At 47.6% G+C, this 13,958-nt stretch carries 12 protein-coding genes; 7 read left to right on the forward strand and 5 right to left on the reverse strand.

Annotation, left to right across the window (positions count from 1 at the left end; translation table 11 throughout):
* Positions 1-137: 137 nt before the first annotated feature.
* Both S2091_RS20800 and S2091_RS20805 read left to right on the forward strand, forming a co-directional pair.
* Entirely contained in the window at positions 138-2,579 is a 2,442-nt protein-coding gene (locus S2091_RS20800; RefSeq protein WP_105533891.1) for a TonB-dependent receptor, read from the forward strand.
* A 130-nt stretch (positions 2,580-2,709) separates the two neighbouring features.
* A complete protein-coding gene (locus S2091_RS20805) occupies positions 2,710-4,524 on the forward strand; it encodes an amidohydrolase (RefSeq protein ID WP_105533905.1) in 1,815 nt (604 codons plus the stop codon).
* A 160-nt stretch (positions 4,525-4,684) separates the two neighbouring features.
* Here S2091_RS20805 and S2091_RS20810 read toward each other — a convergent pair whose 3' ends face one another.
* On the reverse strand, positions 4,685-5,302 hold the full coding sequence (locus S2091_RS20810) for a hypothetical protein (RefSeq protein WP_105533892.1): 618 nt from the start codon (positions 5,300-5,302) through the stop codon (positions 4,685-4,687).
* Between the two features lie 42 nt (positions 5,303-5,344).
* Between S2091_RS20810 and S2091_RS20815 the strand changes: the two genes are divergently transcribed.
* Both S2091_RS20815 and S2091_RS20820 read left to right on the forward strand, forming a co-directional pair.
* Entirely contained in the window at positions 5,345-5,527 is a 183-nt protein-coding gene (locus S2091_RS20815; RefSeq protein WP_105533893.1) for a hypothetical protein, read from the forward strand.
* Between the two features lie 557 nt (positions 5,528-6,084).
* Positions 6,085-7,218, forward strand: a complete 1,134-nt coding sequence (locus S2091_RS20820) for an IS4 family transposase (protein ID WP_105533894.1) — start codon at positions 6,085-6,087, stop codon at positions 7,216-7,218.
* Between the two features lie 52 nt (positions 7,219-7,270).
* Here S2091_RS20820 and S2091_RS20825 read toward each other — a convergent pair whose 3' ends face one another.
* Positions 7,271-7,768: an SMI1/KNR4 family protein gene (locus S2091_RS20825; RefSeq protein WP_165795054.1), complete on the reverse strand. Its 498-nt coding sequence runs from the start codon at positions 7,766-7,768 to the stop codon at positions 7,271-7,273.
* Between the two features lie 762 nt (positions 7,769-8,530).
* On the opposite strand from S2091_RS20825, the gene S2091_RS24325 reads away from it, so the two are divergent.
* Positions 8,531-8,803, forward strand: coding sequence for a hypothetical protein (locus tag S2091_RS24325; protein WP_207769768.1), 273 nt, complete (start codon positions 8,531-8,533; stop codon positions 8,801-8,803).
* Positions 8,804-8,992: 189 nt separating this feature from the next.
* Here the strand turns inward: S2091_RS24325 and S2091_RS20840 are convergent, their stop codons facing one another.
* Together S2091_RS20840 and S2091_RS20845 are read right to left on the reverse strand one after the other, a co-directional pair.
* On the reverse strand, positions 8,993-9,190 hold the full coding sequence (locus S2091_RS20840) for a hypothetical protein (protein WP_105533897.1): 198 nt from the start codon (positions 9,188-9,190) through the stop codon (positions 8,993-8,995).
* Positions 9,191-9,265: 75 nt separating this feature from the next.
* Positions 9,266-9,667, reverse strand: coding sequence for a hypothetical protein (locus S2091_RS20845; RefSeq protein ID WP_133166950.1), 402 nt, complete (start codon positions 9,665-9,667; stop codon positions 9,266-9,268).
* Between the two features lie 1,055 nt (positions 9,668-10,722).
* Between S2091_RS20845 and S2091_RS20855 the strand changes: the two genes are divergently transcribed.
* Positions 10,723-12,114 carry an SH3 domain-containing protein gene (locus tag S2091_RS20855; protein WP_105533900.1) on the forward strand — a complete coding sequence of 464 codons (1,392 nt, stop codon included), beginning with the start codon at positions 10,723-10,725 and terminating at the stop codon, positions 12,112-12,114.
* 45 nt (positions 12,115-12,159) lie between these two features.
* Positions 12,160-13,020 carry a formylglycine-generating enzyme family protein gene (locus S2091_RS20860; protein ID WP_105533901.1) on the forward strand — a complete coding sequence of 287 codons (861 nt, stop codon included), beginning with the start codon at positions 12,160-12,162 and terminating at the stop codon, positions 13,018-13,020.
* A 143-nt stretch (positions 13,021-13,163) separates the two neighbouring features.
* On the opposite strand, the gene S2091_RS20865 is transcribed toward S2091_RS20860, so the two are convergent.
* Complete coding sequence (locus S2091_RS20865; protein WP_105533902.1) at positions 13,164-13,697, reverse strand: hypothetical protein; 534 nt, start codon at positions 13,695-13,697, stop codon at positions 13,164-13,166.
* Between the last annotated feature and the right edge of the window lie 261 nt (positions 13,698-13,958).

Below are 13,958 nucleotides of genomic sequence, written 5' to 3' on the forward strand. Positions count from 1 at the left end.
TTTTAATATTGGTAATTGTACCGCAATCTGTTTTGTTGAGTCCACGGTAGTGTAGCGAAATTAGGGAATCTTGGTGCGTTGAAGAGACGCCTTCTTTGAAGTATTAAAAACATAAATAGTAAAAGAGAGATAAAAATATGAGACATCATTCAGGACGTTCTGTAAGCATCATTGCAGCTTCTTTGAGCCTGGCATTCAGCACAGCCGGCGCGCAGCAAACACCGGCAATGCCAGCCATGGCAGTTACGGCAGCAACAGCGCCGGAGCCAGTGGTAACGGAGGTGCCAAGTGCAGATCAACATGCCACTAAGGACACAGGGCAAATTAAAACAGTGGTTATTACCGCGCAAAAGCGTACCGAAGATGCCAGCAAGGTGCCGCTCAGTATTTCGGTCATTAGCGGTGACGACCTGGTTGCGCAGCATATTGTGGATTTTGCCGATATCACCCGTTCGATCCCCAATGTTTCTTTTTCCGGCGGAGGCGGTAGCGGTAATGCGGGTAATGGGCCCGGCTTGTCCAGTATTGAGATGCGCGGTATTAGTTCTACATCCGGTTCTGCAACCGTCGGCGTTTATCTGGATGATGTTTCCATGACCGTCGGAAATATCTACAGCATGGGTCAGGCTGAGCCGAAATTTTTCGATCTGGATCGCGTGGAAGTATTGCGTGGCCCGCAAGGTACGCTGTATGGTTCCAGCTCTATGGGCGGTACCGTCAAATTCCTCAGCAATCAACCGAATCTGAAGGAACAGGAAGCCACGATTTATTCCGAGGTATCTTCCACCAAAGGTGGCGGTACCAATTACACCGCCAACGGTGTTTTTAATGCGGTGCTAACTCCAAATGAATTGGCGTTTCGGATCGGTGTTGAGGATATCCATAAGAGCGGATTTATTAATCAGGTATCGCAGACCACGGGCGCGCTAGTGGCTCCCAATATTAACTGGGAGGCTGATCAGGTGGTGCGTATGGCGATGAAATGGGCGCCGACTAAAGATTTAACGATTACACCTTCTGTGTTTTATCAGCAGGTGCAAAGCGGCGATATCGATGTTTCTTACACACAAACACAAAATGGCACGCCGTTGCCGATGAACCAGACTAGCAAGCTAGTGCGGGAGCCTGGCGTAGACCGCTTGCTGGTGCCGAGCCTGACGGTGAATTACGGTACCGACTATGGCGACCTGACTTTTGTTTCCAGCTACTTCCAGCGCAAATTTAACCGCACCCAAGATGCTACTGCGGTTGATAGTGTGTTACTTGGTTCTCTCATTTCGATTCCCTCGCTGGCGGCCAAGGTCTCTGTTTTACCGGCGGCAGTCTGGTTTAATAATGATATTCGTCAGTCTTCGGAAGAATTGCGTTTTGCTTCCAAACCTTACGATCCAAGTGTCTCGCCAATTACCTGGGTTGCCGGGGTCTATATCGCCGACATGCATACCAACATTACCGACAATGAACCTATCTTCGGCGTGAATGCGGCTTTTGCGGCGGCTGGTGCCAGCACTACTGATCCAACTGTCCTGGCGAATCCGGTGAGTGCCGGTTTTCCGAATGATAATTCCTACTTTGGTCAACTGCATTACCACGATACGCAACAGGCAATTTTTGGTGAAGCTAATTATTACTTCATGCCGAACTTGCACGCTACGTTCGGTCTGCGCTATTTGGAGGCGAAAGAAGAATTTGAACGTGAGGGCGGGCTTTATTTTAATAATGACGGCACCAACGACGGTAATTCGCATACCTTCGCCAATACCAGCGGCAGTAAAGCGACGCCAAAAATCGCGCTGACCTGGGAAGTGGATCATACCGATACCTTATATGCGTTGGCAGGTGAAGGATTCCGTCTGGGCGGTGCAAATTTACAGATACCGCAAACACTTTGTGGCTTGAGTACGCCTAATCCGGCTAGCTATGCGTCGGATACTTTATGGAGTTATGAGGTCGGTGATAAATCACGCTTTTTGGATAATCACTTATCAGTCAATAGCTCACTTTTTTACGTAGACTGGAAAAATATGCAGCAGCAAATTTTTCTGGGCTGCGGTTATGACTACAACACCAATGTCGGTAGTGCCACCAGTTATGGCGCGGAGGTCGAAGTCAAGGCCAGACCTATTTCAAGCCTGCTCATCGATTTTTCAGCAGGCATAACGCATGCAACGCTGTCCGATAACGGCGGTGAAAATGCTGGCGTTCCTGGTGCGGTAGCTGGAGCCTTGATTCCTGGCGTACCTAAATTTAATGCCGCGTTGACTGGTCAATATAATTTCAATATAAGTGACGATAATTTCGGTTTTGCGCGTGCAGGAGTTCATTGGACAGGCACTAGCAATGGAGGATTTCCTACGCTGACTAACGGATCAATCGATCCGGATTACCGCCGTCCGGCTTATGCAACGGCAGATTTTAGCACTGGTATTTCTTGGGAAAAATGGGAGTTGTCGTTTTTTGTGAAGAATCTGGCCAATAACGAAAAAATTATCCAGCATCCAATAGTTCAAACCAATACCAGTGAGGCTTATCGTATCGATCCGCGCATTATTGGGATTAGCGTATCGGGCAAGCTATAAACGTCGTCAGGTACGCGTAGACAACACTTACGGTGTAGTCTCTGAATTCCCGCTTGCGCGGGAATGAGGTTAATGCAAGTGTGACTGTGGCAGTAAAACAAGTTGAATTTGACTAGTAATGGATCAAAACATGACGTTAAAACCTATTTTTTCTTCGCTGACAATCGGAACTATTGCCGTTGCGGTGCTTACATTGACTGGATGCGCGAATTCACCCAACACAAAACAGGCACTTCAAGCCGATACGGTATACCGCAACGGCTATATCTACACCGTTGATGCCAGCGATTCTGTGCAACAGGCCTTGGCCGTGCGTGACGGCCGCATTATGTACGTTGGGAGCAATGACGGGGCTGAAAAATTAATCGCTAACACCACCAAAGTCATTGATCTTAAAGGTCGGATGCTAATGCCGGGTTTAATCGATGCGCATATGCATCCCATGGATGGTGGTGATGGGCTGCGCGGTTGTAATCTTAATTACGAAGCGCTCACCATTACCCAGTTCCAGGCCCGTATTCAGGCATGTCTGGATGCTGATGCGGGCAACGAGCCCGATGGCTGGCTTGAAGTGACCAACTGGTATCGGCAAGCGATGTTGCCGAAGGGCGCGGATGCTGTGCGCGCAACGCTGGACGTATTGCGCACCAAGCGACCTATACAGGTTCAATCGAGTGATTATCATAGCGTGCTGGCCAACTCGCGGGCTATCCAGTTGGCGGGCATTAATGCCGCATCCAAGAATCCGGAGGGAGGAAGTATTGCGCGTGACGCGGCCGGAATTCCAACCGGGATTTTTGAAGATGAAGCGAGCAGCCTGATTGCTGCAGTCAAACCACCGCATCCTGCCAGTGACGCGATTATTAGCGCCAATCTGGCGCTGGGCGTATTGCGTACGCAGGGTGTTACTACATTTTTTGATGCTCTGGCAGATGAACCTCAATTGACCGCTTTTGCTGCGCTACAAAATAGTGGCAAGCTCACTGCTCGGGCTTATTTTGCGCCGCTAATCACGACCGATATGGCAAGCAAACCGGCTGATGCGGTAGCCATGCTGCAGGACCTGGCAAAGCGCTTTGATCAAGGATCGGTCAACGTGAACCCGACCATCAGCGTGCATCACGCCAAATTGTTTATGGATGGTGTCGTGCAAACGCCCGCTTTTACGGCGGCTTTGCTCAAGCCCTATTTTGTTAATCAGGGCAGTGAAACACATCCTAATTTTGTTCCCGGAACGCTTAGCGGACAAATCTACTTACCGTCGGATGTGTTGAATCCGATGATGGTTGCGCTAGCAAAGGCCGGATTTAATCCTCATATTCATGCAATTGGCGACCGGGCGGTGCGCGAAGCGCTGGATGCTGTAGCTGAAATGCGCAAACAAGTTCCCGACCCGTCTATTCGCCCCGGTATCGCACATGTTGAGGTGACTGATCCTGCCGATTATTCACGCTTTGCCCAGTTGAATGTGACGCCAGTGATGTCTTTTCAGTGGGCCAAACCTGCGCCGGACATGACTGATGCCACTAAAGATTTTTTAGGGCCGGTGCGTTTCGCACGGATGGAGCCGGAAGGAAGTTTGCACGCTGCCGGAGCGCGAATCGCTTTTGGTAGCGACTGGCCTTGCGATCCGTTCAATGAATGGTTTGCACTGAAAGTCGGTGTTACGCGCACCAATAATCCGGCCTTGTGGGGTAAATATCCAGGCCGTCTTAATGCGGATGTCGGATTGTCACGCAAGGAAGTTTTGCGTGCCGCAACCATGAATTCGGCCTATACGCTGCATCTGGAGAAAGATGCAGGTTCGTTGGAAGTCGGTAAATTAGCTGATCTGATTATTTTGGATCGTAATTTTTTCAGCATAGACGAAGAGCAGATAGCCAACATCAAAGTTCAAGCGACTATTGTTGGCGGCAAAGTGGTGTATCAGGCGGATGGATTTTAATAATAAAGTTGAAACAAGTTAGGCTGATTTGAAGGCGAGTCTGCTAAGGCAGACTCCGTCGAAATTCCACGTCATGCTTGCTATACAGTGCTCTTATGTGGCAGTCAAAGCCCTATATTGCCTCCGTTGAAGATTTTGATGCTATTACATAAAATTGCCATTATTTTAGTTCATACGTTGCTTTGTATTCCGCGGGAATCTCGACCGGGTGTAGAACTCCCGCAAGAGACAGGACGATAAACAGCGAAATTACTAGACCGCATCCAGCGGGAATCAACACAGTAAGGGCGCGAACTAAAGTTGGGCGAGCTTGAACCTGCCAATATGCGGCACAGCCGAGATGTGTAAAAAGCGCGAATATTGCAAAGAAATAATAAGGTGCAAAGAAGAATTTGTATGGCGTCTCGTAGAATCCGGCCGCCGCAAAATAGAAATTTGTGTCGAGTTTCAATACTGCACGACCTAACAAAACAGCGCTCACATGAACCACTAGGAAGAAGGCGAGGTACATACCGGAAGCTGCCTGAACCCACGGGATTAGGCCGTGTCGCTGTTTCCAGCCACGGATAGCCAAAAACAAGCCGCTTCCCACTTGAAACATTACGCAAAACAGAAGTACCGCTTCTATCACGGGTTGCCGGTAGATCGGCCGGATCGCTTCCATGAAGTTGATATGAGAAACGGCACCACCAATGCCTACGATGTGATTCGTAACATGCAGAGCCGCATATGCTGCGATCATCAACGCTGAAATACGATGTAAATCTCGAATTGCCATTTAAGACCTCAGATTTTAAAATTTGGCTGGCGAATATAGGGCGTGCGTCTACTTTGGAGCGCGATACTAAATGGCGGGTACCGGATTTCGATATCTACCATTTCGGTGGACACTACCGTTGCGTATGTTGCTCTGGCCGCTGACGAAACTGCGTGCGCCATTTTCTGGGTTGATGCGAGAACTGATGAAGATACCTTACTTGTGGCAAAAGCCACTGCGGCTTGAAAACAGTAAGCTGCTGCACTTGTTGGGTAGAGAGCCATATACACCCTTAGATGAAGCAATGCGTCTGACGTTAATAGGTTTGGGTTGCGTGGGGCATCAGCGATTAACGTGTAACACATATGTCGTCATTTAATTCACACCAAATCTTACTTTCATTTTCAGACATTGGAAAGTAAGAACATGGGGATTGAGCATCAAAAATCGGGATGCGGATTTTTTAATGATGTTCAAATGACTGATTAACGACAGGTAGCGGGCTGATGGGAAAATGGGATGGATGCCGTGATCGATCGGATTGCAGTCGTTGAGGCTTTTCAGTGGTTGCCAGGACGGTGCCCTGAAGAGACAGTCGGCGATCTACATTGCAGTCATTCAAATCGACGATCCTATGATTCGTCATTCCCGCGCAGGCGCACTGCTGTCTGGAATAATTTAGGAAGAAATGATTGAAAGTGTTGCGGGTATTGATTTAAAGGGTTAAAACCCTGTTTGCCGACTTAAAAATCAAACCCACAACATGTTTAGAATAACCAATTTTCAAGAAATAATGAAGGGGGGTGCCGCGAGGTTCCTTCGATGCGATTGTAGAAAAACACAAGGCAAACAAATATACGAAGCAATTTGGCTATTGGCAGCATGCGGTGGCGATGATTTATGCGCAATTGAGTGGCGCATCCAGTTTGCGGGAATTACAGGCGGGATTTAATGGACATGCTGCACATCACTATCATCTTGGCGCTTGTGCGATTAAGAAATCGACGCTCGCTGATGCGAATAGCCGACGTAAAGATGCCGTGTTTATCGATGTTGTGCAATTGCTGATGCAAAAGGCGTCCCGATCGGTTCGTCAACAAACGAAAGAATGGCTGTGCTTGCTTGATTCGACGCCGATTATGTTGAAAGGCAGAGAGTTTGATCGCTGGACCGACGAATCAAAAACACATCGTACACAAGGATTGAAATTGCACGTGCTGTACGACACCCAGACAGAAGTGCCGACGTGGCAAAGCATCACGGCACCGAATGTCAATGATGTGAGCAAAGCCTGGGATGTGCCTCTGCAAAAGGGAGTAACTTACGTGTTTGATAAAGGTTATTGTGACGATGGTTGGTGGCGAGAAATTGACTTGGCAGGCGCGCAGTTTGTAACGCGGTTTAAGAATAATGCGGGCATTGGTATTGAAGAAGAACTACCGATTGCAGAAGCCGATAAAGGCATCGTAATCAGCGATCAGCTAGTACGCTTCAAACATAGGCGCACGCGAGGGCAACGCAAATCATACTATGAGCGCACGCTGCGTCGCATCACCATTGTGAGGGAAGACAAAGCCACGCCGTTGGTATTGGCAACAAACGATTTAACAAGAAGTGCGAAAGAGATTGCGCAGAATTACAAAGAGCGCTGGGGCATAGAGTTATTCTTTAAATGGATTAAGCAGCATCTCAAAATAAAGAGTTTCTATGGTCGTACAGAAAACGCCGTACGGATACAGTTGTTGACCGCACTGATCGGTTATTTATTGGTGGCATTGCATAAGCAAACCCATCAAATAAAAGCGACTTTATGGGAATGCTTATGTTTACTCCGTGCAACGCTGTTTCAGCGTAAAGAATTAGATGAACATCGAGAACGAAAACGACGACAGAGGGAACAAAAAATGAATCAATATCAGATCGGTCTATTTGCATGAAGCTGTTAAGAATAATATTCCGGACAGCAGTGCGCCTGCGCGGGAATGACGACTAATTGCGACCGGCCGGAACGTGCCGGGTGCATGTAGTCATCGAAGCAGAAACATACGTTTGCAACCACTTTTCCATTGATGGCGCTACAAGCTCCACAGTGCCGAAATCATGGTCAAACAGATAAACAGGCGCGTCCAACGGTCTAGGCGACGAGCGTGGGATGCGGTGGAAACAAAACATATTTCCCATGCAGTCGTTTGCGAACCCTACGTTTTGAGTTGGCATGCCAGCTTCCCAATATGCTTTTGTACCTACAACGGCTTTTCTTGGAAGAACGATGTTTTGAATATCGAAAAGATCGATATTGTTGTCAGTTACGAGGGATAGCAGCGACGGTGTGAACGCTTCGCCGAATTGGATGACAAATGCTCGATACGATTCCGGCACCATGGTATCGAGTTCATTTTCCATTTCGGTAATTTCAGCATCTGTGGCACAAACCATGGAGTGACTTCGGTCGAATAGACCCATAAAGCGGCTGTAGACTTGATGCATGGAGCTCCCGAGATTTGCAATCGTAATTGCGGTGTATATTAGCATGTTAAATTGCCGTGGCTGTCGACCGTCCCATTTGTGCACCGTCTGCTGTCCTTTGCACATTCTTTATTGTGCAGGTTTACCCGGAACTGCGCACAATACACACAAACCGAAAAGCTAATGATTGATGAAGTACTGAACGTTGAAACGGCTATCTGAGCAGTTTCCGAGTTGAGCGTCCTGTTAGACTCGATTGACCTCACAAGCCGATCCAATCCTCAAAAAAACCGGGAGTCTTCTCGTCAATAGGCCCAATGTGTGTGGCTAGGACGTCGCCATGTGATCCTATCTCTAGACTACAGTATACCCTTTTGTAATGTGGTCCATTCCAAATTACATGCCTTGGCCATGTGGGTTGGCCTTCTCGTTGTTCGTAAATAGTGTTGAACTGCACGCCACTTTCTCCATGCCCCACCTTCTTCATGATGAAAGAGACGTCGTCTCCCGGCTTCACGCTCTGGCAGAATTCGGTCGTATTTTGGGCGGCCTCGCTGACAACGTTCAATCGGTGCGCTATCGATGCGACGATAAGTCCAAAAAGACCGACTGCCCCATAAGTAACAATCTTCGGTACCGTTGCGCGCATTCGATGTGTCCTAAGTCTAACTTTAATTAGGCGGACACATGCCGCCCACCTAATTCAACCAATCAAATCCATGGACAGGTTTGTCACACCGTCATTTGAACAATATACTGCATAAAAAACAGTGCTAAATAACCATGAAAAACGTTATTCCCAATGTACAGGCTTCAGACGCAGTTTTAAAACCAAAATTGCTCGATCAACTTAAACGCTGCATTCGGGATAAATATTATAGCTTACGCACTGAAGAGGCCTATGTCTATTGGGCGCGTTGGTTTATTCGTTTATTTTCTCAATTGCTGGTGACGCCGAAAGGCGGCTTTGTGCCGTCTGCTCTCAAATCCCGAGATACGGCACTGTCTCCTGTCTTGCGCATTGCCACCATTCACAGCCGTCAAACTATAAATTAAAAAATTCAAAATAGCGATTCTTCTGTTCTATGGCGGCTCCGATCAGGTTGCAGCCGTTTAGTTTAGCCTTTCCAGCGATTGCCAACAGCGTGACCTGAGCCGACAAATAATGTCCTCTGAACCAGTCATTCAAAAGACGCAATTACGGGAAAACAATAGGCTCTTGCATGGGTTTAGCGGTAGCGCATACTAAGAGTTTATTTGATTGTTTTCTATTGCCGCTTCAAATTCAGATTTACACTTCGCCATATTGGCAATCAACCACTCTCGGTCGAAATTCTCGGACGGAACACCATTTGAAATGCTTTCAATTGCATCCTGAAATGCATTTTCGGCATTCTTCTTCGCAGTATAAGCGTCAATTACTCTTTGCCATTTTTGATCCATACATTTCCTTTAAAATTTTAACCTACCGAAACTAAAAAAGGCTAACAATTGGACACCTAAAAGCTGACTGGACTTCTATTTGTCGGATCGAGATTTCGAATCTCGAAACCCTACGGCGATCCAACGTACTACCACAGCAGAAATCTCAACAAAAAGCCACAGAAGAAAAGGAAAAAAAATACCGATAATTAGGAAGCGAGGCCAACGTATTTCAGGTAATTTTGGAACGCCTACTTGCTTTGACCAATCGACCTCCCAGGGCTTGGTGTCTGGTTCAATCGGTAGTCTCACTTTTCGACCATCCTGAAAGGTAACAACGTTACCTTCGATCTTGGAGCCCATCGGCATACTTTGATATACAAAATAGCCGTCGCTTCCACCAAAGTAATTCGCGGCAGCGAAGCTGGCCGTAACGGTTATCCACGAAACCGAGAGGACCAAGGCGATCCTACGCCAACCATGCAATTTAATTGCCATCTCAGTGACTCCCGCTTGCCGTGTTTTGGAAAGCAATGGTTGAACGGCCTCCATGCTTCATTTTAGAGTTTGCAATGAGTGGCAGCTCCGTGCCGCGACCTGCCTCTGATTAAATCGCGCTATTCTCTTGGAGTCAATTTGCTGTAGAACTTTGCAGTAAATATAGTTAATGGGGCTAGTGAAACAAGTGCTGCAATTCCCATAGTTACTACCAAAAAAATCCCAATTCCTGGAGGTCCCGATCCGTCGTCATCAGGATAAATTCTGCTCAAAAAAAATCCAGGAACAATAAAACCGAAAAATATGGTTGTTATAAACGAAATCAGTGATGCGCCCAAAAATGCACCTGTCCCCCGAAGGAATTTATTTCTGATTACCATTATTCGAAAAACCCTCATTAATCTGGCCGTTCCCAATCGGTCGGCAAAGTGCCGACACCGAGCGGATGCCGACATACGGCACTGTCTTCTGTCCTGCGCATAGCGGGCACACACGGCCGGCAAACAATAAATTAAAAAAATCAAATTAGCAATTTTATTATTCTATGACTGCTGGGATCGGATTGCAGTCGTTGAGGCTTTTCAGTGGTTGCCTGGACGGTGCCCATTGCTGCCCGTCGCGGCTCTACATTGCGGTCAGTCGCTGGACCTGATATTAGGAAACTTAGCGGCCAAAATAATCAAAAACCAACATGCACGTTAGCATAACGATTGGTTGCCAATTGCGCGACGTTTAGAATTCACCCGCAATAAAGTTGCTTTTATTTAAATTCTAAATTACTGTTCTTTCTTATCAATGACGCTAATAGACTGGTACCAGTTGCGATAGTGACAGACACAATCGTTCGAACTCTTTCTGAAGATAAATTGTCGCAGGTGGAAAAGTTGGACCCAGCGTTAGGAATTACTTATTACTTCAACACTCCAAGTCTCGTATTAACCAGCTAGTTGAGCAAATTCGTTTTGCTGGGCCGATTGCGACAAGTGATTCGTGGTATTGAATTCAGTTTCCAGTACAATCCGCATTTCAACTCATCCAACCGGAGCCTGCTGCCTATGCAATATGCGACTGTAACGATTGGCCTTGGTATCGCTGTCGGACTGAGTATTCTGCCACCGTCAAGTCTCGCATCCGAGATGCAACCCGGACCCATGTGGGTAGTCGGCTCCTACGTCAATATTCGTCAAGCCGCAGACGACAAAGCCAAAGTCATCGAGCATCTGACTGCCAACACCCCGATTCATCTCGTCGGCGAAAAGGGACGCTATTGCGAAATCAGTTGGGCGCAGTCACGCAGCGGATTTGTCGCATGCCAATTCCTTGGCGCCAAGCCCTTGCAACTCAGCGATGTCGAGCGCTCTCCTGCCAACGACAATGATGAACACTTTGAAGCGTCGCCACTCAGAGCATTCTGGATTGAACCCAGCTTTTCGCGCTTGAGGGCAGCTGGCGCGTATTTTGAGAAGAAAATGCTGACCGAGGCTGCAGCAAAGAAAGAGGCGGATCAATTGAAGGCGTGGCTTGAGGTGCCCGCTGTTTCTCCCAACGTGGCCAAGTCAATCACAATTTCCCGTTTTTCTGTGCCTGAGTTTGATGCGATGAAAGCGTTGGCGAAAGCCGGCATGCAACCGCCGCCACTATTGAATTCAATTTATCCGGATGTGGCGAGCCTGCAGGCCAAACCGGATTCGGCGACGATGCCAGCAGAACATTTGCCGCTGCTTGCATTCCTGCCAGCCTTAGGCGCCTCCCGCTTTAGTGCGCAAGCGCAAGTCGGTGCCATGCAAACCACGACGGATCAACTCAGTGCCTTGTTCCAGATTCCCTACCAAGTCGAACCGCTGAACAAGCCCTACACGGTCAGCCCGCAATACGAAGACCCTTATATCTTCGGGAGTTGGGATATCGGCGACGTTAACCTCTCGTTGGTCAGGCCGGTGCATGACGTTGGCATTTATACGAATGGACATGTCAAGGATTTGGAAACCAGTCTGAATCAATGGGATGGTTTTTATATCGACTATGAAGCAACGCAAGAGTGCGGCAGTTTTGTCATCGATGCGCATTTGCACGATCATGCGAGCGGCGACTACATTGTTTCCAAATTGCCGATTGACGGTTTGCTGATGTTTTTTCGTTCACCCGTTGCCGTGAATACGTCGACAGCACGTGTGGAAATGCAAAGGCACGAGCTTTCGGCTTTTCAAAAGAAAGCGCGCCGGGAACTGCAAAAAAACATGATCCATCAAGTGGTCCAATACACGGTGACCTTGGCGGGCGATTTTGCGCCAGACTTTACCGTGTTCGAGCTGCGCGGCTACTCAGATGTGCCGGGCGCTGAATCTGGCACAACAGGCCCCTACGAAGCAATCATGCGCTACTACTTTGTTAATATCGGTGGCAGTTGGAAGTTGTTGGATGTGGATGGATTGTCAGGATGTTCGTAAGCGTCCCACCCTGCCGTTGCTGTGCTCACCTGAATCAGGATAAATATGAAGTTAATAGTCAGTGTTATTGCATTACTTTTGTTGGGTGTTGCCGGTTTCCTGGGATATCGGGCCTTGATGTGGCAACTGTCAACGACGCCGGTCGATCTTCACGCGGGCACGGTCTTTCGAGACTGTCGGATTTGCCCTGAAATGGTGGTTATTCCCCAAACTGATCGCTTTATGATGGGGCAGTCGGATACGGGCAGAAAAGATCCGGTCGAGGGATTCATGTTTGGAGAAGATACGACGCGCGCGCCTGAGCATCCGGTGCGCATTGCGCAATTCGCACTGGGTCGCATGGAAATCACGCAGCGTCAGTGGGAGAGTTTGATGGACAGCGATCCGAGTATGGAAAAAAAGTGCGGATTGGATTGTCCGGTGGAGCATGTAAGCTGGTTGGACGTGCAGGAATTTTTGAGGCGTTTCAACGCCAAAATCGGACAGCATTACCGCCTGCCCAGTGAGGCTGAATGGGAATACGCTGCCACGGCAGGACAGGCGCCGAGTGACGCAACCTTGCAGGAACAAATCGGCGACGACGCGAGCTGGAACCAGTACAACAGCCAATTTACGACACATCCGGTTGGAAGCAAGAAAGCCAATGGTTTTCAGGTTCATGACATGATTGGCAACGTCTGGGAATGGGTCGAAGACTGCGATCACCGCGACTACAATGGCGCCCCCGCAAACGGTCGTGCCTGGATCGATGATCCCAGCCTGCCCAAACAATGTCGAAGCGGTTATCGCGTGGTGCGAGGTGGCTCATGTATTTCTCCAACGAGGACGCCGCGCGACCGCGGCGCGGCCCCGGAGGATCGCCACGGCGCTGACCTGGGCTTTCGCGTTGCCAGGGATTTACCGTGAGCTGCCTTCAAAATACCCTGTTTGAGGCATATTGGCCACCGTCCGGTTGAATCCGCCGTCATTTGAGGCAGCCAAGTATTGGTTATTTATCAGGTCACGCATTAGAGGAAAAAATATTTAATTTTGCTCAATGTCCCTAAAATTTATTCAATATGTGAAGTTGCAAATTTATAGTCTTTATCAAAATTTAAGATTAGGCTGTCGAGCAGTTTTAGGTTAAGTTTATTTCCCCAAAATTCCTCTTTTCCCTCTGCAACTATATCCCGATGAAAAATTAATTTTTCCTTATCCCGTTCCAAAAAAGCAATGGTCGCAAGTACATAATCATTCCATCTTAGTGGATCGACTTTAAAATCTTCTTTTTTAATTAAAACAGTCATGGCATTTTTTATAGCCGCTGAGTAATCTCCTTGTGTTGCACGAAGTTGGGCTATATGCCATCTTAAGGAAGATTTCGAAGATTTCGAAGATTTAATATATTCTTCAATCAGATCTGCTGCTTCTTTATCGCATCCAGATTCCGCTAACAATCGAAATCCTTTTTTTTCCGTTTGATCGAATTGCTCATATGGCAGTAAAAGATCGGACTTAATATGTGCTCGGTAAACATCTTCGCATTCTGAAGCAAGCAAATTTGCCGAGTAAAAAAATAGCAAAAGTGAAAATGTAAATTGCATTTAAATACCTATCTAATTTTCATTGATACAATAATTATTGTGAGATTACAGAAAAAATGGGAAATTGATATGCTAAATTTTTGGCATTTTGCGAAGAAAATCATGAAAATTGGTGGTCGTCGCGAATGGCGGGAATGTGCCGAGGCCGTGTAAAAACAAGAATTCGCGCTGCGACCTAATTTTTCCATTCAAACGACTTTTTAAAGCCGCTCAAGACGCGTCAGTTTAATCGGAAATAGTCCTTTTGAGCATCCCATTTTT

This window comes from Solimicrobium silvestre (genome assembly GCF_002976435.1).
GTDB lineage: Bacteria > Pseudomonadota > Gammaproteobacteria > Burkholderiales > Burkholderiaceae_D > Solimicrobium > Solimicrobium silvestre.

Bases quoted from the DNA above. Each gene is read 5' to 3' on its own strand.
- S2091_RS20800 (WP_105533891.1), top strand. From the start codon at position 138: ATGAGACATCATTCAGGACGTTCTGTAAGCATCATTGCAGCTTCTTTG.
- S2091_RS20805 (WP_105533905.1), top strand. From the start codon at position 2,710: ATGACGTTAAAACCTATTTTTTCTTCGCTGACAATCGGAACTATTGCC.
- S2091_RS20810 (WP_105533892.1), bottom strand. From the start codon at position 5,302: ATGGCAATTCGAGATTTACATCGTATTTCAGCGTTGATGATCGCAGCA.
- S2091_RS20825 (WP_165795054.1), bottom strand. From the start codon at position 7,768: ATGCATCAAGTCTACAGCCGCTTTATGGGTCTATTCGACCGAAGTCAC.
- S2091_RS24325 (WP_207769768.1), top strand. From the start codon at position 8,531: ATGAAAAACGTTATTCCCAATGTACAGGCTTCAGACGCAGTTTTAAAA.
- S2091_RS20840 (WP_105533897.1), bottom strand. From the start codon at position 9,190: ATGGATCAAAAATGGCAAAGAGTAATTGACGCTTATACTGCGAAGAAG.
- S2091_RS20845 (WP_133166950.1), bottom strand. From the start codon at position 9,667: ATGGCAATTAAATTGCATGGTTGGCGTAGGATCGCCTTGGTCCTCTCG.
- S2091_RS20855 (WP_105533900.1), top strand. From the start codon at position 10,723: ATGCAATATGCGACTGTAACGATTGGCCTTGGTATCGCTGTCGGACTG.
- S2091_RS20860 (WP_105533901.1), top strand. From the start codon at position 12,160: ATGAAGTTAATAGTCAGTGTTATTGCATTACTTTTGTTGGGTGTTGCC.
- S2091_RS20865 (WP_105533902.1), bottom strand. From the start codon at position 13,697: ATGCAATTTACATTTTCACTTTTGCTATTTTTTTACTCGGCAAATTTG.